At 63.8% G+C, this 19,771-nt stretch carries 18 protein-coding genes; 14 read left to right on the top strand and 4 right to left on the bottom strand.

Features of this window, described 5'->3' with window-relative positions:
* Positions 1 to 369: 369 nt before the first annotated feature.
* Positions 370 to 660: a hypothetical protein gene (locus HBF25_RS19765; RefSeq protein WP_166951769.1), complete on the bottom strand. Its 291-nt coding sequence runs from the start codon at positions 658 to 660 to the stop codon at positions 370 to 372.
* Positions 657 to 947, bottom strand: a complete 291-nt coding sequence (locus HBF25_RS19760; protein WP_166951766.1) for a hypothetical protein — start codon at positions 945 to 947, stop codon at positions 657 to 659. Before HBF25_RS19760 ends, HBF25_RS19765 begins: the two co-directional genes overlap by 4 nt.
* 1,459 nt (positions 948 to 2,406) lie before the next feature.
* Between HBF25_RS19760 and HBF25_RS19755 the strand changes: the two genes are divergently transcribed.
* From HBF25_RS19755 to HBF25_RS19715, 9 genes are all read left to right on the top strand, one after another.
* Positions 2,407 to 4,965: a fimbria/pilus outer membrane usher protein gene (locus HBF25_RS19755; protein WP_166951763.1), complete on the top strand. Its 2,559-nt coding sequence runs from the start codon at positions 2,407 to 2,409 to the stop codon at positions 4,963 to 4,965.
* Positions 4,962 to 5,501: a fimbrial protein gene (locus HBF25_RS19750; RefSeq protein ID WP_166951761.1), complete on the top strand. Its 540-nt coding sequence runs from the start codon at positions 4,962 to 4,964 to the stop codon at positions 5,499 to 5,501. Before HBF25_RS19755 ends, HBF25_RS19750 begins: the two co-directional genes overlap by 4 nt.
* Before the next feature lie 28 nt (positions 5,502 to 5,529).
* The gene (locus tag HBF25_RS19745; protein ID WP_166951758.1) at positions 5,530 to 6,108 is read left to right on the top strand and encodes a fimbrial protein; all 579 of its coding nucleotides are present in this window, start codon (positions 5,530 to 5,532) and stop codon (positions 6,106 to 6,108) included.
* A gap of 26 nt (positions 6,109 to 6,134) precedes the next feature.
* Positions 6,135 to 6,665 carry a fimbrial protein gene (locus tag HBF25_RS19740; RefSeq protein ID WP_166951755.1) on the top strand — a complete coding sequence of 177 codons (531 nt, stop codon included), beginning with the start codon at positions 6,135 to 6,137 and terminating at the stop codon, positions 6,663 to 6,665.
* Positions 6,666 to 6,677: 12 nt separating this feature from the next.
* Positions 6,678 to 7,196 carry a fimbrial protein gene (locus HBF25_RS19735; RefSeq protein WP_166951752.1) on the top strand — a complete coding sequence of 173 codons (519 nt, stop codon included), beginning with the start codon at positions 6,678 to 6,680 and terminating at the stop codon, positions 7,194 to 7,196.
* Positions 7,197 to 7,291: 95 nt separating this feature from the next.
* A complete protein-coding gene (locus tag HBF25_RS19730) occupies positions 7,292 to 7,807 on the top strand; it encodes a fimbrial protein (RefSeq protein ID WP_166951749.1) in 516 nt (171 codons plus the stop codon).
* A 70-nt stretch (positions 7,808 to 7,877) separates the two neighbouring features.
* The gene (locus HBF25_RS19725) at positions 7,878 to 8,624 is read left to right on the top strand and encodes a fimbrial biogenesis chaperone (RefSeq protein WP_166951746.1); all 747 of its coding nucleotides are present in this window, start codon (positions 7,878 to 7,880) and stop codon (positions 8,622 to 8,624) included.
* Complete coding sequence (locus tag HBF25_RS19720; RefSeq protein WP_166951743.1) at positions 8,621 to 9,664, top strand: fimbrial protein; 1,044 nt, start codon at positions 8,621 to 8,623, stop codon at positions 9,662 to 9,664. Before HBF25_RS19725 ends, HBF25_RS19720 begins: the two co-directional genes overlap by 4 nt.
* Positions 9,661 to 10,680 carry a fimbrial protein gene (locus HBF25_RS19715; RefSeq protein ID WP_166951740.1) on the top strand — a complete coding sequence of 340 codons (1,020 nt, stop codon included), beginning with the start codon at positions 9,661 to 9,663 and terminating at the stop codon, positions 10,678 to 10,680. The genes HBF25_RS19720 and HBF25_RS19715 overlap by 4 nt, the downstream gene beginning before the upstream one ends.
* A gap of 320 nt (positions 10,681 to 11,000) precedes the next feature.
* Here HBF25_RS19715 and HBF25_RS19710 read toward each other — a convergent pair whose 3' ends face one another.
* Both HBF25_RS19710 and HBF25_RS19705 read right to left on the bottom strand, forming a co-directional pair.
* Positions 11,001 to 13,472: an acyl-CoA dehydrogenase gene (locus tag HBF25_RS19710; RefSeq protein WP_166951738.1), complete on the bottom strand. Its 2,472-nt coding sequence runs from the start codon at positions 13,470 to 13,472 to the stop codon at positions 11,001 to 11,003.
* 53 nt (positions 13,473 to 13,525) lie between these two features.
* Positions 13,526 to 14,404 carry an alpha/beta hydrolase gene (locus tag HBF25_RS19705; protein ID WP_166951735.1) on the bottom strand — a complete coding sequence of 293 codons (879 nt, stop codon included), beginning with the start codon at positions 14,402 to 14,404 and terminating at the stop codon, positions 13,526 to 13,528.
* A 140-nt stretch (positions 14,405 to 14,544) separates the two neighbouring features.
* Between HBF25_RS19705 and HBF25_RS19700 the strand changes: the two genes are divergently transcribed.
* From HBF25_RS19700 to HBF25_RS19680, 5 genes are all read left to right on the top strand, one after another.
* Entirely contained in the window at positions 14,545 to 15,135 is a 591-nt protein-coding gene (locus tag HBF25_RS19700; protein WP_166951732.1) for a TetR/AcrR family transcriptional regulator, read from the top strand.
* A 99-nt stretch (positions 15,136 to 15,234) separates the two neighbouring features.
* Positions 15,235 to 17,025 (top strand): phosphoenolpyruvate carboxykinase (GTP), encoded by a 1,791-nt coding sequence (locus HBF25_RS19695; RefSeq protein WP_166951728.1) that lies wholly within the window; start codon positions 15,235 to 15,237, stop codon positions 17,023 to 17,025.
* Between the two features lie 408 nt (positions 17,026 to 17,433).
* Complete coding sequence (locus tag HBF25_RS19690) at positions 17,434 to 17,988, top strand: RNA polymerase sigma factor (protein ID WP_166951789.1); 555 nt, start codon at positions 17,434 to 17,436, stop codon at positions 17,986 to 17,988.
* Positions 17,985 to 18,410: a hypothetical protein gene (locus HBF25_RS19685; protein ID WP_166951726.1), complete on the top strand. Its 426-nt coding sequence runs from the start codon at positions 17,985 to 17,987 to the stop codon at positions 18,408 to 18,410. Before HBF25_RS19690 ends, HBF25_RS19685 begins: the two co-directional genes overlap by 4 nt.
* A gap of 21 nt (positions 18,411 to 18,431) precedes the next feature.
* Positions 18,432 to 19,346 carry a DUF4097 family beta strand repeat-containing protein gene (locus HBF25_RS19680; RefSeq protein WP_166951723.1) on the top strand — a complete coding sequence of 305 codons (915 nt, stop codon included), beginning with the start codon at positions 18,432 to 18,434 and terminating at the stop codon, positions 19,344 to 19,346.
* Positions 19,347 to 19,771: the final 425 nt, after the last annotated feature.

Here is a 19,771-nt window from a genome sequence, read left to right as displayed (position 1 = left end):
CCGCCCAGATCTGCCTGCGTTCGGCTGCCGATAAATGATGCCAAAGCCTGACTGTTCTGCTCATGATGCCCACCTCCGTCCCGATTAGACGCTGGTGTTGCACCGACCGGTTGAGATCGCCCCGTGCCTCGGCAGGAAAGGCCGGCCTTCCTGGCCGGCCCCGCTACGCGGCCTTTTCCGCCCGCTCCCCTCACCTCCATCAAGTCGCGCCAAGGGCCGCCCCCGCCGCCTCTACCGATCTCACGGTGATCTTGTAGGAGCGCGCCTGCGCGCGACCGGTTGTCGCGAAAACCATCATCGTTTCGATGCATCCGGTCGCGCGCAAGGCGCGCTCCTACAGGGATACGGTGTCGTCGGGTGCATCGCTTCCTACCGCGACATCCCCCAAAGCCAGACCGCCCCCAGCGACGCGCCCACTAACCCCGCACTCGCCGCTTCAAACACCATCCCCGGCCATTCCTCCCGCGGCAGCAGACACCCATGCGCCGCCATATCCCCCACGGCAAACGACCCGGCAATAAACGCCACAAACGACAACACCGAAAACATCCGCGCCCCCGTCGCCAGCGAACAGGACTTGCCATAACTGCTCATGTAGATAAGCAGGTTCACCACCAGCAACACCAGTGCGACACCCACTTCCCATAGCCCCACGATCACTTCGCGCCTCCCAGCGCACGCACCTCGTCCCACATGCGCCGCACGTTCGCCTGCTTGGTGCATTGCAGGCCCATGCGATACAGCACATTGACGCCCGACATCGCCCGGGCCACACAGCGTTGATTCGGCAATTCGGTTTCGGCCATGTACTCCGCAAGGACGGACTGCATCGCCTCGGCATACGCCTGCCACGCGGTCGCGTCATTCATCAACGTATCCATGCTGGCCTCGACATTCAGGCCAAAGCTCCCCTCGCCGAGGACGCCATCGTCTTTCGGATCACTCATGGTTTGGTTTTTCCCTGGTACGCCGCCTTCCGAGCGGGGCACGCCAAGGGCCGTGCCCCTCATCGACTCGGGCGACGAGATCTCACGATTCCCGCGTTTTGTCCGGTTTTCTCACGAGCAGGGCGCTACGCGCCGGGTGCGACGGCAGAGCCAGAAACCGTGAGGAATCAGGACGAACGCGGGCGTTAGCCGCGTCCTGACGAGCGTTTAGGACGTCCCTGGACCGTCCGGGACAGACGGTGGGTGTGAGAATGCCTTAAGATTTGGCACAGCCATAATCAACTCCTAAGCGGTTGGTTTGGTCAGCGGGCGGAGGTGTTAGCGCACCTCCGTTCCGCGTCTTTCTCGATACGTCGAGCGATGGTTGTCTGCCGAGCCATCAACGAACGAGCAGACAACGCGCACACCGTAGCAAATTGCGGATGCGTTTGGGTATGGAAATATTCTCAAAAATCACCCCCGTCGTTCCTGCGCACGCAGGAACCCTGCGCCTCGGTTTGCCAGCAAACACGATGACGTTGCATCGGCTTTGGCACCGATCGTTTCGATATCCATCCAGCGCCACACAATCCCTGTAGGAGTGCGCCTTGCGCGCAACCGGATGCATCGAAACGATGAAGATGTTCGCGATAACCGGTCGCGCGCAGGCGCGCTCCTACACGACAGTAGTTACGCCAGGTTAGTCGTGAGGTGGCGCCGGTCGCATCGGCGCTCCATCGTGCGACACCGCATCCCTGTAGGAGCGTGCTTGCGCGCGACCGGTGGTATCGAAACGATGATGGTGTTCGCAACAACCGGTCGCGCGCAGGCGCGCTCCTACAACAGCCTGCGATCACGTGTGGAGAGGCGGCGGGGGCGGCCCTTGGCGCGACTTGATGGAGGTGAGGGGAGCGGGCGGAAAAGGCCCGAAGGGGGCCGGCCAGGAAGGCCGGCCTTTTTCGCCGAGGCAGGAGCCGAGTCGAAAAACCCCGCACGCTCCCCGTGCCCGAAGGGGCGAAGCCATAAGACACTGAGCCGCGCAGCGGCTCCTCCTTTCCCGAGGGACACCGCAAGCCGGAGCGCCAAGGGCCGCCCCCGTCGCCTCGTTCGCCGCCACGCTCACGCGCCGAGCGCGAGGCCGACAGGCGAGCCCACCCTACGGAACGAACCCCACACAACTGCGCAACAACAAACCCCAATCACACGCAACAAAACCATTCAATGAGAAAAACTACCAACACACGACAGTGTGTCGCACATCACAAACTTGCCGAATAGCCACTAGTTTTTAGGACAAGTCCTAATAGTCAGATAAATCCCCTACCCCTAATCTTTTCCTCAAGCCGGCCCAGTCCGGCGACGTGGCAAGCCTTCGCTTGCCCGGGGAGGATCACCGCCATCACTGCATCCACGTCGTGCATCCATCGATGCGCAACGCGATGGCGTGCAACACAGACCAATGGAACGACGAGTGCGCGACATGCCTGTGACAAACGGGGCAAGGGACTGCTGCGGCCAAAAACCGCTCAGGCCGGTCCATTACAACGCTCTTACCCTGGCCATCGCCGCTGCCCTGCTGTCGGCTGCCGACCCTGTATGCGCAGCAGACGCTTCGGCAGCGCCAGGTGGAAGCGCCATTACGTTCAATAGTGCTTTCCTCATGGACGGCGACGAAGTGGATCTCTCACGGTATGCCGCTGGCAATCCTGTGGAGGCCGGGCCGAAGCAGCTGGATCTTGTCGTCAACGGCGTCGTGCTGGATCGACGGGAGATCGTTTTCGTATCCACCGATGTTCCCGATCATGCAGCGCCCTGCCTCACGATCAACCTGCTCACGGTTGCAGGTGTCCGTCCGGATGTACTGGCGAACGCACCCTCCGGTGAGGCCGCTTGCATCGACCTCAAGGCACTCGTTCCCGATGCGACTGCCACCTACGACAGTCATGCACTTCGCCTCAGCCTCAGCCTTCCCCAGGCTGTGATGGCCAATGATCCGCGGGGCTATGTCGATCCTGTGCTCTGGAACTACGGCGAGACAGCGTCGTTTCTCGATTACACGCTGAATGCCCAACGGACACGCGGGAATACCAATGCCTATGCGAGCCTCATGGGTGGACTGAACCTCGGTGCCTGGCGGCTTCGTCATCGCGGATCGCTTCAGTACAGCACGCGCACCGATACGCATTACCAGTCGTTCACCAATTCACTGGAGCGTGATCTTCCCGGTTGGCGAAGCCAGCTTCTGGTGGGACAGAGCTATACCAGTGGCCTGTTGTTTGATGGCGTGGGTTTCGTCGGCGCCCAGGTGGTCAGCGATGATCGCATGCTTCCCGATGCGCTGCGCGGCTATGCGCCCGTGGTTCGCGGCATGGCAACGACCGAAGCGCGTGTCACCATCCGCCAGAATGGCTATGTCCTCTATGAGGTGACCGTCGCTCCCGGTCCCTTCGAGATCAACGATCTCTACCCGACCAGCTATGGCGGTGACCTTGAAGTCACCGTTCACGAGGCCGACGGTCGCGAGCAGCGCTTCACCGTGAACTTTGCTGCCGTTCCCCAGGCACTGCGTGAAGGTGTTTCCCGTTTCAGTGTCACTGCCGGTCGCTTGCGCATGACGCAGTCCCGAGGTGGCAACAAGCCCTTGTTCACCGAAGGAACCTGGGCGCATGGCATGAACAATTACCTGACCCTTATCGGCGGCGCGCAGCTCAGCAACGACTACCGCGCGGTACTGGCCGGTAGCGCCATCAATACGCGATGGGGTGCGTTCGGCGCCGACATGACCGTGGCGCGCGCGACCTTGCAACGCCGCCGAAGCCATAACGGCAGCAGCTTCCGCCTTAACTACCAGCGCAACTTCGCCGATGCGGGCACCAACTTCGGACTGGCGGCGTATCGCTACAGTACGGAAGGTTTTTACACGCTGGCGGAAACCGCGCAGTCACGTGGCGGGGAAGATGTGGGCTATACGCTGTCGCGTGCGAAACGGCGATTTCAGTTCAACCTTTCGCAACGGCTTGGCGACAGGTCTTCGCTTTATATCAGTGGTGGTCATGTCCGCTACTGGTCGAGCCGTGGCACGCAGACCGATTATCAGATCGGCTTCCAGAGCGCCGTTCGCACAGCGAGTTACAGCATCTCGGCAATGCGGACGCGGGATATCGTCGGCCGCAACGACAACAGCATCCAGTTCACCCTGAGCATGCCGCTGGGCGGAAGCAGCCGCGCACCCAGCCTCAGCACATCGTTGCAGCGCAGCCGCCGCGATACGAGTGCGCAGGCTTCTATCAACGGCACCGCCGGGGATCGCGGCAACCTGGGCTACAACATCGGTGCTTCGCAGACACGCGGCGACTCCGCTTCGTACTACGCCAGCGCGTCGTACACCAGCGCGCTGGCCCAGTGGAGCGCCATGATGGCCCGCTCGCAGGACGCCACTACGACGGCGATCGGTGCATCCGGCGCCATCGTTGCCCACGGTGGCGGCATCAATCTCAGTCCGACCATCAGCGATGGCTTTGTACTCGTGGAAGCCCGCGGCGCACGGGGCGCCTACGTGGGCCAGGGCGAGACCCGCGTTGCACGGAACGGCTTCGCAGTAGTGCCGCAGGTTACGCCTTATCGCTGGAACAGCGTCAGCATCGATCCCCAGGGACTCTCGCACGACGTGGAGCTGTTGCAGACGAGCCAGCGGGTGGTTCCTACGGCCGGCGCGATGGTGAAGCTCACCTTTGCCACGAAGATCGATACCACCGTCTATATCCATGCCAGGGCACCGGGAGGTCCGCTCGACATTCCCTTCGGTAGCGATGTGCGCAACGAAGCCGGCGAACGGGTGGGCACGGTGGGCCAGGGCGGCATGATTCGCGTGCAGGGCGATCACAAGACGTTGGTGGTCGGTCAGGCCGATACCGAGCAGTGTCGCCTCGACTATGCCGTGCCGGAAACGTCCGACACCAGCGGCCTGCGCATGACAGAGGCTATCTGTCATCCCGGTCGTATCGAAAGCCCACCCGTACAGTCGGAGGCTTCCCTGTGAAGATCAAGATCACATCAGGTATCGCCATGGCGGTACTTCTTCAGATGCTGTTCGTGCGTACGACAAGAGCAGACAGCCAGGTCAGCATCAGCGGCAAGGTAAGCCCCGGCACCTGCGAAGTCACCCGCCCCATCGTGACATGGGATCCGATGTCCGCTGCCGACATCCGTGCACACGGTCGCTTATCCCGCAGTACGAAGTTCTTCGATCTGGGTTTCAGTGGATGTGTTGGCGTGTCGTCGGCATCCATCACCTTCGGCTCCGTCAGTGACCGTGACCCCATCGAGACAGACACGTTCCGTAACACCGCCGGCACGCCGGCACCGCACCTGTCGATCTGGATACAACGCACGGACACGTCGGGCAACTGTCCCGCGCATTACTCGACCTTTGTGCCCGGATCACCCTTCACATGGGGCATCGGCAGCGCAGACCAGGTCATGAAGCTATGCGCCACCTACTGGAACACCGGAAGCAACAACGTTACCGCTGGCGATGTCAGCGCAACCATCGCCGTCAGTGTTGCTTATCACTGATCCCCCTCCCCCTGAACGAGGCATCCACATGAGGCGTCCCACAACTCATTTTCCTGCCAATGTCCATCGACGACTCCGGCGTATTTCCGTGATCGCGATGGTGATGTTCTGCGCGCTATGTCTTCCTGTCCCGGGTCTTGCGGACAGTCAGATCAACCTCAACGGAAAGATCACGGCTGGCACCTGCGTGGTCAATCACCCCGCCGTGATCTGGGATGAAATTTCAGCCGGCGACATCAAGGCGCATGGACGAGTGGCCGAGAGTGCCAGACTATTCGATATCGAACTGAGCGGCTGCGCCGGCGTCGCCTCGGCAAAATTCACGTTCGGTTCGGCGTCGGACAACGATCCGGGGCAGACGGACACATTCCGCAACACCGCTACCTCACCGGCACCTCACCTGACGATCTGGTTGCAGCGTGCCAACGCCGCAGGCGCCTGCCCTACCAGTGGCTCGGTGCAGGCACCTGGCTCTACCCACTCCATGCTCATCACCGGACCCGACCAGACCCTGCCGATGTGCGCTACGTACTGGAACAAGGGCAACGACGATGTCACTGCCGGTGACGTCAGTGCCACGATCACTGTCGGCGTCACCTACAACTGAAATCCTTCCACGACCGAGACCGTTTCATGACGAAACATGCCCTGCTCACGATGACCGCCCTCGGCATCACCTTGCTCACCGCCCTGCCCACACAGGCCCAGAATGCAGCCACCATCAGGCTCACGGGACGCGTGAAGGCCGGCACCTGCACACCAAGCAACCCAACGATAACGCTGCCAGAGATGTCGGCGAAAGACATGCTCACCAACGGACGTATCGCGGCCAGCAATACACCACTGACGCTACAGCTCACGGGATGTGCGGGCGTCACGCGTGCCGACCTTACGTTTGGCACCACGGCGGATCGCGATACCGATACCACCACTGTCTTCAAGAACAAGGCCACGGCCGCTGCACCGCATACGGCCATCTGGCTGGGGCATACGTCGTGCACCGCCACCGGCAATGACATCACGCCGGGAGCGACGCGTGCCGTCACCGTTTCGAGTGCCAGCCAGTCGGTTCCGCTGTGTGCGGCTTACTTCAAGAAAAGCACCGGGTCGATCACCGCTGGCGACATCAGCACGACGTTCAACGTCAGCATCACCTACTTCTGACGGGTCGCCGCCATGCCGCATTTCCCCTGCCCGCTCATTCTGACCATGGCCTTGCTGATGCCATGGCCAGTGCTGGCCGACGGCTCGCTGACGTTCCAGGGCAAGGTGCGGGCAGGTACCTGCGATGTCCATGTCGACGACGCCGCGAAATCCGTGACGATGCCGTCGCTTCGCGCCGACGAGCTCACCTCGTTGAACGATGCGCCCGTACCGTCGAGCGAAACGCCGTTCGAACTTCGTCTGGTGAATTGCCGTGGCGTGCGCAATGCGTATCTGCAGTTCTCCGGTACGACGACGGGACCGGCAGCCGCGCAGTATGCAAACATCGGTGATGCAAAAGGCGTCGCCTTGCATCTCATCGACGCGACGCGGCGCGATGTCCTCTCCGCGTCGGGTTTTCGCGTCAGCCTTCCGATTGCCGGCAGTGCCGTGACGTACGCCGCACTGGCGTACTACTTCCGCCTCGGCGTGGAGCAGGTACGCCAGGGCAGCGTCTCCAGTGCCGCCACGGTCATCGTTTCCTACGACTGATCCTCCACGACCGACGGCTTCCCGCCCGGGCGAAAGCCGTCGGACCCACACCACCCGGGCCCAACGCACCTCATCAACGCAAGGAACGTCACCTCATGCAGACCAAGCTCCTCCTTCTCGCCGCCTCGCTGGCTTTTGCGCCCACGTTCGCTACGGCAGGCACCGTGCAGTTCACCGGCGAGATCGTCGCGTCCACCTGCGATACCTCCTCCGGCGCCGACAACCTCACCGTCAACCTCACCCCTGTCGATGCTGGCGCCCTGTCCGCCGAAGGCCAGACTGCCGGTCACCACGTGCTGCCCATCAAGCTCACCTGCACCTCGGCGTCTGGCCGCAAGGTGGCGGTGAAGTTCACCAGCGCCAACTTTGCCGATCCGGTCACGGGTCACCTGAAGCCGGACACCACCAGCACGGCCACCAACGTGCAGCTGGCCATCTACAACACCGAAGGTGAAGTGCAGCAGTTCAACGCCGCGCCCACCGCCAGCTCGTGGAAGGACACGACCAACGGCGATATCGCGCTCGACCATACCGTGGCTTATTACGCCACCGGCCCGGCCGGTGAAGGCACGATCCGCGCCAACGCCACCTTCGACGTCGTCTACCAGTAAGCCATCCGCTACCGGCGGCCGCCTACCCCGGCCGCCGGTACGCGCTCCATCCCTTTCCCCGAGGTCAACCATGTTTCCACGGAAGATCCGCCTGCTGGCATGCGCCGGCCTGATCGCCACGTCCACGCTCATGCCCGCTCATGCGGGCGTGGTCGTAGGCGGCACGCGTGTCGTCTTCAACGAAGGCAGCAAGGAGCAGACGATCCAGATCACCAACCAGGGCAAGGTACCCGCCATGGTTCAGAGCTGGATCGACGATGGCGATGCCAATGCGCGCCCTCGTACGATCCGCGTGCCATTCGTGCTTACTCCCCCCCTGACACGGCTGGACCCGGGCCAGGGCCAGACACTGCGTCTTACCTATCTCCCCATGCCCGACAAGCCCATGGCAGCCGATCGCGCTACGGTGTACTACCTCAATGTGCTCGAGATTCCTCCGGCGCCGGAAGCATCACAGGGCGAGAACACGCTCCAGCTGGCAGTACGTACACGGATCAAACTGTTTTTCAGGCCCAGCGCGCTACAGGGCCTGCCGCGGGACGCTGCCGGCAAACTCCGCTGGCAGGTAGGAAGCGAGGCTGAAAGCGACCATATCGATGTTACCAATCCGACCCATTACTACGTCTCGATCAACGAGGCGACACTTCCCGATGGCCGCGTGACGAAAGAACCCGCGATGGTTCCGCCGCATTCCAGCGTGCGGATGGCGATCGGTGACGGGAGGAACGACAAACGCCCTGAAGCTGGCAAGGTGGCGTTTCAGTGGATCGACGACTACGGCGCAACGGTGGATACGACAACGGCGATTCTTCCATGAGGAAGGTAACCATCAAGCCCATGACTATTTCTCTTTGTCGCGCCATAGGACAACATGGCGGCAAGGTCGCGTCCATATCCTTTCTCGGACTACTCTCCTCGCCCGTCCTCGCGTGCACCGGAACGACAGGAGGCGGAAGCTTTGGACACACCACCAATGTCCCCATCGAGTACAGGGAAGCATCTCTGGGAACCAAACTTTCGAGTTCAGACTGGATGGTGACCGGTACTGGCTCCTACTACACAGGCTGTGCGCCGGATGAGCGCGTACCTATCGTGGCCCATATCACAGGGCCACTCACCTACGTTACCGACCTGGCGTATGGCGGCCGGATCTACGGCCTCTACCAGCTCAGCCCTACGTCACCTTTGTACATGTTCCAGCATGTCGCGATCATCGGTGCAAGCGGAAGCACATCGCAGACGGAAACACCCGTGCGAAACATTGACGAGATCATCAGTGCCGGGGCCATACCTCCTGCGGGTAACACGGAAACCCGTAGAGCGACATTCATACGCTATCGAATCGTTGCACGCGGCAGCCTCATGACCGCAGCATCCGGTCGCCTTACCTTCAGCATGACACCGGTGGACTATCCTTCTCTGACGCTCCGCCCTACCAGCAACCAGACCATCACCCTGCCACTTCCCACCTGCGCCTTTCCCGACCAGGCGATCAAGCTCGACGATATCGATGCAACCACCTTGTCTGCTCCCGGTCCATCGGCCTATTCGAAACGCTTCGATGTATCAATGGACTGTAACCTGGCAGGGAAAACGCTTCGCTTCAGCATCAGGGATGCCACCACACCGGGAAATGCGGCTACGGAACTGGCCCCTACCGCGGATTCCACGGCACAAGGCGTCAGGCTGCAGATCTTGCGCGGAAGCATGCCGCTGGCCATGAACACGTCTTGGAACACGCCTTCGGTCAAAGGCAACATCACGCTGGAACTGGCGGCTCGGTACTACCGCTTGCCGGGTGCATTTCTCTCGGGAAGCATTGGGGGAAAAGCCACTTTGATGGTCGACTATCAATGATGCTTCGACGCTTTCACCTTGCCAATCGCTTCATCGCGTCGATCGTCGCAGGGCTCGTATCGGCGCCAATGAAAAGCATGGCATGCACCAGCGCCTCCACCGGAGGCAGTTACGGCGACCGCATCACCATCGCGGCGATCGATGCGGATGCACCCACCACGCGCGTACTGAAGGGCTGGTCATTGCTGACCGGGCGTGGTCAGGACCATTATTTCTCCGGCTGCTCGTTAACGGAACGGGTCGCTATTTTCTCGCGTGGCGAGGGCATCCTTCGACCCGTATCGATCGTACCAAACGAAGGGTACTGGTATACGGGATATGAAATGACGCCCTCATCACCGCTACTGATCTTCCGGTTGGTCACGCATGTCGGAAGCGTTCCCGGTGGAGGCGCCAGCGTGCCGGTGACCAATCTCTCGAGCATTCTTAATCCTGGCGAAGTACCCTCTGCGGGCAACGTTTTCACTTCGCGGGGAGCGTATCTCGAGTACGCCGTGGTCGGCAGGGGAGCAGCGATGACGTCCGTCCCGGACCGACTGGCTGTGACCTTTACCACCACCCCTCAGGACTACCCTGGCATATCCATTCCATCCGGCCTGCGTTTAGCCGTCAACGTCACGCAGCCCACGTGTCGCCTGTCCCAGGTATCGTTCCGATTGCCTGATATTGCTGCTTCCGAACTTTCGGCACCCGGACCAGCAGCCAACACAGCACGCTTCACCGTCGGCCTGCACTGCGATGGGGATGGCCGTTCCCTTCGCCTGACAATGAAGGACGCACTCAATCCTGGCAACTTTGGTACAGAGCTGTCACCTGCCGCCGACTCGACTGCGCAAGGCGTATTGCTTCAACTGCTACGTGACGATCGTCCCATCGCCATGAATACCTCATGGAGTACACCATCGATCAAAGGAGATAGCTTGCTGACGTTTGCTTCGAGGTATTTCCGCAAGCCGGTGCCTCTGCTTTCCGGCAGCATTGGCGCCCAGGCCATGTTGACACTCGATTACAACTGATTCTCTCCGTGACGCCGGGTTACCGCTCGTGCGGGATCGACAGGCAGGGGACATCGTGCCGGTAGCAGCACCGGCGCGATGAAATGGCCCCGGCGCGTTGGGGAGCGCGACGGGCCATGGGACGTCGCTCCCGTGCGAGCGGTAACCCGGCGTCATGGAGACAACTGCTTCTGTAGGAGCGCGCCTTGCGCGCGACCGGGTATCGTGAGGTGCATCCATCGATATCGTTTCAACCGGTCGCGCGCAAGGCGCGCTCCTACAGGGGTTAAAAAAAGGCCACGATTGCTCGCGGCCTTTTCATTTTGCGTTGTCGTCGGGGCTTACGCCGCCTTCGACGCCTGCATCTTCTCGGCCTTGCGCACTACGGCGGCGCGCAGCTCGTCGCCATCGAAGTCGTCCACCGAGATGAATTCGGCCACCGCATCGCGCACGCGCTGGAGCAGTTCACGCTCCGCCGCGTTGATGGCACCGAGCTTCTCGGCTTCCACCAGCTGCTCGTTGTACGTGTGGGCGCGCAGCTGGCCGCTCTTGAGCGCCTTGACGAACTTGCGCTCCACCGGCTCGGCGGCGATCACGTCAGGCAGGATCGCGTTCATGCGGCCGACCGTGTTGTTGGCCGTGGGCGTGATGTACGACCAGGTCATCAGGCGATCGCGGGCTTCGCTGGGCGCCGTGATGAGCGCTGCGACGCGACGGCCCAGGCGATCGGACGGCGGCACTTCGCGACGGCCCCACGGGAACACCAGGGCGCGCAGCAGCCAGGCCACCGGGCGCACCGGGAAGTTGCGGATCACGCCGTCGAGCGCGTTCTGGATGCGCCACATGCACTCGTGGAACGCCCAGGCGAGCAGCGGGCGATCAGATTCCGGACGGCCGGTGTCTTCGTAGCGCTTGAGCATCGCGCTGGCGATGTAGAGGTACGAGAGCACGTCGCCGAGGCGGGCCGAGAGCTTTTCCTTGAACTTCAGCTTGCCGCCCAGCACGCCCATAGAGACGTCGGCGCACAGCGCCAGCGCCGCCGAGTAGCGGTTGAGCTTGCGGTAGTAGCGGCGGGTGTAGGCATCGCCGGCGGTGTCGCCGATCTTCGCCGCCGTGAGGCCCAGCACTAAGCTGCGCACCGCGTTGGAGAAGCCGAAACCGATGTGGCCAAACAGCACCTTGTCGAAGGTCTTCAGGCGCTCGCGGTAATCGGCGATGCCGAGCGTCTGCATTTCCTTCAGCACGTATGGGTGGCAGCGGATGGCACCCTGGCCGAAGATCATGAGGCTGCGCGTCATGATGTTCGCGCCTTCCACCGTGATGGCGATGGGCACGCCCTGCCAGCCGCGACCCATGTAGTTCTTCGGGCCGAGGATCACGCCCTTGCCGCCGTGCACGTCCATCGCATCGGCCGCGATCTGACGCGACCATTCGGTGGCGTGGTACTTGGCGATGGCCGAGGGCACGGCCGGCTTCTCGCCACGGTCCACGGCAGCGGCCGTGGCACGCGAGAGCGCCTGGGTGGCGTAGGTGAGGCCACCGATGCGGGCCAGGGCTTCTTCCACGCCTTCGAAACGACCGATGGCCAGGCCGAACTGCTTGCGCATGCGGGCGTAGGCACCCGTGGCAGCCACGGCCATGCGCGAGGCGCCGGTGGCGTTGGACGGCAGCGAGATGGCACGACCCACCGACAGGCACTCGACCAGCATGCGCCAGCCCTGGCCGGCCATGTGCGGACCACCGATCAGCACGGACAGCGGAACGAACATGTCCTTGGCGTGGATCGGGCCGTTCTGGAACGGCGTGTTGAGCGGGAAGTGACGGCGACCGATCTGCAGCCCCGGGGTTTCGCGCGGCAGCAGGGCGAGCGTGATGCCCAGGTCTTCCTTGTCGCCCAGCAGCTTGTCCGGGTCGTACATGCGGAAGGCGAGGCCCACGATGGTGGCGATGGGCGCCAGCGTGATGTAGCGCTTGTCGAAGGTGAGGCGGATGCCGACGGTTTCCTCGCCGTTCCACGTGCCCTTGCAGACGATGCCGAAATCAGGAATGGACGTGGCATCGGAGCCTGCGTACGGGCCGGTAAGCGCGAAGCAGGGAATCTCGCGGCCATCGGCCAGGCGCGGCAGGAAGTGGTTCTTCTGCTCATCGCTGCCGTAGTGCATCAGCAGCTCGCCCGGTCCGAGCGAGTTGGGCACGGCCACGGTGGAAGACAGCGTGGCAGACATGCTGGACAGCTTCTGCAACACGGCCGAGTGGGCCAGCGCCGAGAACCCGAGACCGCCGTAGCTCTTCGGGATGATCATGCCGAAGAACTTGTGCTTCTTCACGAAGTCCCAGATTTCCGGCGGCAGGTCGGCCAGTTCGTGGCTGATCTGCCAGTCGTCGACCATGGCGCACAGTTCTTCGACCGGGCCGTCGAGGAAGGCCTGCTCTTCCACCGATAGTTCCGGCTTCGGCTGCTTCAGCAGTTCGGACCAGTTCGGCTTGCCGGAGAACAGCTCGCCTTCGAAACCGACGGTGCCGGCTTCCAGCGCCGTCTGCTCCGTTTCGGAGAGCTTCGGCGTGACCTTGGCGAACATCGACAGCAGCGGCGCCGAGATCTTCTTGCGGCGGAAGTCGACCATCAGCAGCGGCACGGCCACGATCGCCAGCAAAATCAGCAGGACGATGGTGGTGACCGGGGCGCCGGCAAGGATGCCGACGACGAGCGTCGTCACCGCCGTGGCGATGGCCCACGTCTTAAGGGACGTGCGGTGGTAGGCACATGCACCGGAGGCGATGAGCGCCGCCAGCACAACCAGGATCGCAGACATGGGTGTCACCTCATTACGTTCGGCTCGATGCCGGGTTTACTACGAAAAGCGTCTCAGGAAAGTGTTTCGACGAACCGTGCTATCTCGCGGGTGAAGGCGTCGTTCGCGTCGCCGGCCACCATATGGGTGGCATCGGCCAGCGAGACATGACGCGCATGCGGCACCACGCGGAGGAATTCGTCGACGGTGTGGCTGGACACCACGTCGCTGCGCGCGCCAGAGAGCAGCAGCACCGGCACCTGGATGTTCGCCGCGGCGGCGAACAGGCGGGGCTGGTAGCGCTCGCTCTCGTGGACCACGCCGTCGAGCATGGCCGGGTCCCAGTGCCAGCGCAGGCGACCATCGTCGCCCTGGCGCAGCAGGGGCTTGAGCTGTTCTTCCGTCTTGCGTTCGCGACGATGCGGCAGGTAAGCCTCGATGGCCGAGGCCGCCTCGTCGTAGCTGGCAAAGCCATCAGGGTGGGCGCGCATGAAGCCGAGGATGCGCTCGACACCCTTCGTCTCCCAGCGCGGCGTGATATCCACGAGCACCAGGGCCGAGAACGGCGCGGCGTATTCCGGCTCACCGGCGGCCACCATGGCCAGCAGGCCACCCATGGAGGCGCCGATCAGCACGGGCTTGCGGCCCGCGGCGGGCGTGGCGTGCTTCGTGACGGCCAGGAGGTCGCCGACGAATTGTTCCATATGGTATTCGCCGTCGGCTGCCCAGGCGCTCTCGCCATGACCGCGCGCGTCGAAGGTGGTGGCGTCGTAGCCCTGACCCGCCAGGGCACGGGCGCTGCCGTTCCAGGCGTGCCGGGTCTGGCCGAAGCCGTGCGCGAACACCAGCGCGGGCTCGCGCTCGCCGCGCCAGTGCTGGGTTGCCAGGGCGAGGCCGTCGTACGAGGCCAGGCGCTGCCGGGTGGAGGGGACGGTGGTCGGTTGGGCTACCATACGGCCGAGTATGTGGTTTGGGGCAGAACCCGTCAATACGCTCGCGTATGGACATGCAAGGCCCGCAAAGTCAAGGTCTTATGCAGCATGCCGGGGGTGCCCCGGATTGCAAATGGCCCTGTCTCCGTTACCATGCGCCGATGAACGAAGGTGCCAAGAACGAACGCGTCCGTCTGTCCGCCGAAGACTGGGAAGACGGCGCCCTAGCCCTGATCGCCGAACAGGGCGTCGGCGCCCTTGCCGTCGAAGCGCTTGCGAGGCGCCTCGGCGTCACCAAGGGTAGCTTTTACTGGCACTTCCGCACCCGCGAGGCGCTGCTTCAGGCAGCGCTGGAACGCTGGGAAGAATACGGCGAACGCGAAGTGCTTGCCGAAATCGAGCGCATCCCCGATCCGCTGAAGCGCTTTCCGGAACTGTTCCGCCGCGTGGCGCACGAGCTGCAACCCCACCGTGTCTATGCCGCCCTGCTGAAGGCACTGGACCATCCGCAGGTGGTGCCGGTGATGGCGCGCGTTTCGCAGCGGCGCATGGACTTCCTCACCCGCCTCTACGGCGAAGCCGGTCTCGAACCGGTGGCGGCGCTGCATCGCGCGCGCCTTACCTACGCGGCCTATGTGGGTTTCCTGCAACTCAACTTCACGCTGGGCCTGCCGCGCATCAGTCACGAAGAATTCGACGCCTACGTCGAACACATGATCGCCACGCTCACGCCCGCCAGGCCGCACGGCTGAAGCTGAATGCCCGGCGCGCGTTTTGCTGCGCCGTGCCTTGCCAATACCAGGAAGCGCAAACTACTGTCGCGCCTTGCGTTTACCTGGAGACCACAACGGATGCGTTCGCAAGGCAGTTCCCTGGAAGCCCTCAATCGATGGGTCGACGATGTCGCCCGCCTGACCGGAGCGGCTTCGGTCCTCTGGTGTGACGGCTCGGACCAGGAATACGCACGACTGGTAGCAACCATGCTCGAAAGCGGCGATTTGCTCCCGCTCAACGAGACCACCAACCCGCGCAGCTACCTGCACCGCTCGCATCCCTCGGATGTCGCGCGCGTCGAGCACCTCACCTTCGTCTGCACGCCGGAGCAGGACGACGCGGGCCCGAACAACCACTGGATGGCGCCGGCCGACGCCCACGCGAAGATGGATGCCCTCTTCGACGGCGCGATGCGCGGCCGCACGATGTACGTGATCCCGTATTGCATGGGCCCCATCGACTCGCCGCTGTCGCGTTGCGGCGTGGAGATCACGGACAGCCCGTACGTGGTCGCCAACATGAAGATCATGACCCGCATGGGCGCCCCTGCCCTGGCGCGCATCGAGCGCGAGGGCAGCTTCGTGAAGGGCCTGCATTCCACGGGCGATCTCGACCCGGATCGCCGCTTCATCATGCATTTCCCCGAAGAGCTCACGATCAAGTCGATCGGCTCGGGCTACGGCGGCAACGCCCTGCTGGGCAAGAAGTGCCATGCGCTGCGCATCGCCAGCCACCAGGCACGCCGCGAAGGCTGGCTGGCCGAGCACATGCTTATCGTGGGCATCGAGAATCCGAAGGGCGAAAAGCACTACATCGCCGCTGCGTTTCCGTCGGCCTGCGGCAAGACGAACCTCGCCATGCTCATCCCCACCGAGGGCTACCGCAAGGCGGGCTGGAAGGTCTGGACGGTCGGCGACGACATCTGCTGGATGACGCCGGGCAAGGACGGCCGCCTGTGGGCGATCAATCCGGAAGCCGGCTACTTCGGCGTAGCCCCGGGCACGGGTGCCAACACCAATCCCAGCGCGCTGGCCACGCTGGGCCACGATGCCATCTTCACCAACGTGGCCGTCACCGCCGACAACCGTCCGTGGTGGGAAGGCCTCGACGAAGGCAAGCCGGTTACCGACTGGCAGGGTCGTCCGTACGATCCGGCCAACGGTCCGGCCGCGCATCCCAACTCTCGCTTCACCGTCAGTGCGAAGCAGTGCCCCAGCTGGGCGCCGGAATCGGAAGACGCCGCGGGCGTGCCGATCTCGGCCATCGTCTTCGGTGGTCGCCGTCCGTCACTGGTGCCGCTGGTGTTCGAGTCGAAGGACTGGGCGCACGGCGTGCTGGTGGGTGCGGCGATGGGGTCGGAAACCACGGCTGCCGCCACAGGCGCGGTGGGTGTGCTGCGTCGTGATTCCATGGCGATGAAGCCGTTCTGCGGCTACAACTTCGCCGATTATTTCGCCCACTGGCTGTCGTTCGACAAGCCGGGCGCAAAGCTGCCGCGCATCTTCCACGTGAACTGGTTCCGCAAGGATGCCGATGGTCGTTTCATGTGGCCGGGCTATGGCGAGAACCTTCGCGTGCTCGACTGGATGATCCAGCGCGTGCAGGGGCTGGCCAGCGGGCACGACACTCCGATCGGCACGGTGCCGGCGCGTGGCGAGCTCAATACCGAGGGGCTGGCGATTCCGGCGACCACGGTCGATGAGCTGCTGCACGTGGATGTCGAGGGGTGGATCGAGGAGCTCAATGCCATCGGCACGTACCTTGATGGGTTCGGTGAGCGCATGCCCGAGCGGTTGAAGGTCGAGCGGGAGAAGGTGAGCAAGGCCCTGGAAGCGGCGCAGGATCAGCGGGCGGAACGGGTGGCCTGAGGTTCCGGCACCGCCGGTCGCGCGCGAGGCGCGCTCCTACAGGGCGCGTCGGATGGACTTTTCGCATTGCCGGTCGCGCGCGAGGCGCGCTCCTACAGGGCGTGTCGGGTGGACTTTTCGCATTGCCGGTCGCGCGCGAGGCGCGCTCCTACACAAACCGTGCCTGCGCGGCCGGGCCGAAATGGCGTTTGTAGGAGCGCGCCTTGCGCGCGACCGGACGAATCGAAACACCCACACCGGCCCCAATACCCCCTCCGGTAGCCCCACTTCAACCCTCCCAGGCCCTCGTCCCGACGAAACCGCCCTGCGGTCCGACGAAGCGGCCGAAACATCCCCTTAAACCGTTTCTCCCCTGCCGGCATCCAAGCTGGCAAGATGAACGCCCTATGCCTCGCCGCCACTTCATTCATGCAGCCTGAGCTGCCCGCCGCGTCGACCGACGACGACATCGTGCGGGCCGCCGTGGCCGGCGATCGCAAGGCTTTCGAAACCCTGTACCGCAAGCATTCCGACCGCGTCTACGGTGCCATCCTGCGCCTGGCCGCCTTCGACCATGCCCGGGCGGAAGACCTCACCCAGGAAGCCTTCGTCCGCGCCTGGCAGAAGCTCGACGGCTTCCGCTTCGAGAGCGCCTTCGGTACCTGGGTCTACCGCCTGGCGGTGAACGTGGCGCTGATGTCCATACGCGCCCGCAACGCCGATCCGGTCAGCATCGTCGACGACGAACACCTGCCCGACATCGCCGACACCGACAATCCCGTGCGCGCCATCGAGCGCGCCGAACTGGAAAAGGCCATCGCGGCACTACCGCCGCGGGCCCGCGCCGTCCTCGTGCTGCACGACGTGGAAGGCTGGAAACACGAGGAAATCTCCATCGAGCTCGGTATGGCGGTGGGTTCCTCCAAAGCTCAGTTGCACCGTGCCCGCGGCCTGCTACGCCGCGCGCTGGGAGATACGCCATGAACGAACTCGACTACCTGCGCCAGATGCGCTCGCTCAACCGCCCGGTCGCGCCCCAACGCGACCTGTGGGCCGGTATCGAAGCGCGCCTCGACGAAGGCCGCCCCGCCGCTGCCGTCACCCCGCGACAGCGCCGGACCCGCCCCTGGCTGATGGCCGCCGCCATCGCCGGTGTCGCAGTCCTCGGAGGCGGCATCGGCCTGCATCTTGTAGCGCCGACCTCCCTCGACGACATGGCCGTCGGCCCGGCATGGAAACCTGCCGACCCGCGACTGGCCGGTGCCGCGATCCAGCTCGATGCCACCCGCATGGAGCTCAACCAGGCGATGCGCGAGGCCCCCGACTCCGCCGCCCTGCAACGCCTGATGCTGCGCACCGAACGCCAGCGTGAGCGCCTGCGTAACTTCGACAAGCAAGCCGGCTAACAGAACAGGCAGGATTCCCCCATGAAAACCTTCTACATCGCCCCCCTGCTGCTGGCCTTGTCGATCGGCCAGGCCCTGGCTTCCACTCCCATCAACCTGTCGAAGGATATTCGCCCCAACGCGAAGATCAGCATCGACAACGCCAAGGGTGACGTCACCGTCACCGCCTGGGATCGCAACCAGATCCAGGTCACCGGCATGCTCGGCAACGGCGCCCGCCCGCTGGAACTCGACGGCGATGCGAACAGCATCGACATCCGCATCGAAGGCGGCGGCAGTGGCGACGGCAAGAAGTGGTTCAGCTGGGGCAACGACGCAGCCATGCAATCCACCACCCTCAACGTGCGCGTGCCCAAGGGCGTCAGCGTCGAGGTGAAGGTGGTCAGCGCCCCGGTGAGTATCGACGGCCTCGACGGCGGTAAAGTCGAAGTCGAATCGGTCAGTGGCCGCGTGCGTGCCAACGTGCGCTCACCCGACGTGCAGATGCAGACAGTGAGCGGCACCATCGACCTCGCCGGCCGTGCCGACAAGGCCGACCTGCAAACCGTCTCCGGCGACATCACCGCGCCGTCTGTCATCAGCAAGGTCGATGCGCAGACCGTTTCCGGCCGCATGACCATCGGTGGCGGCCCATGGAGCAGCGCCAACTTCAGCACGGTGTCGGGTGACACGCTGATCAACGGCGGCCCGGCCGCAGCCGGCAAGATCACCGTCGATGCCATGAGCGGCGACGTGCAGTTGCAGTTGCCGAACAATGCGTCCACGAAGCTCGAAGCCAGCACCTTCAGCGGCGACATCCGCACCGACTGGGGCAACCCGTCGCGCAACGACGATGGTCCGGGCAAGGAGCTGAAGGTAACCATCGGTGACGGTCGCGGGCTGGTGCACCTGGAGTCGTTCAGCGGCGACGTAAAGGTGCGCAAGGCCGGCAACTGACGTAAAACCCGCCTCTTAAGTAGGAGCGCGCCTTGCGCGCGACCGAGGTATCGCAAACGATGAAAATTTTCGCGACAACCGGTCGCGCGCTGGCGCGCTCCTACAAGATCACCGTGAGATCGGTAGAGGCGGCGGGGGCGGCCCTTGGCGCGACTTGATGGAGGTGAGGGGAGCGGGCGGAAAAGGCCCGAAGGGGACGGGTCAGGATGACCCGTCTTTCCTGCCGAGACAGGATGTCGAGTCAGGAAACCCCGCACGCTCCCCGGGCCCGAAGGGGCGCTAGCCATAAGACACTAGCCGCGTCAGCGGCTCTCCTTTCCCGAGGGACACCGCAGGCCGGAGCGCCAAGGGCCGCCCCCGTCGCCTCTGCAATGCCACGTTCCAGCGCCGATGCGAGGGCGACAGGCGAGCCTTTCCTACGGAGC

Source organism: Luteibacter anthropi (assembly GCF_011759365.1).
GTDB lineage: Bacteria > Pseudomonadota > Gammaproteobacteria > Xanthomonadales > Rhodanobacteraceae > Luteibacter > Luteibacter anthropi.
The sequence above is the reverse complement of the archived record's forward strand: the minus strand, read 5'-3'. Positions and strand labels throughout refer to the sequence as shown.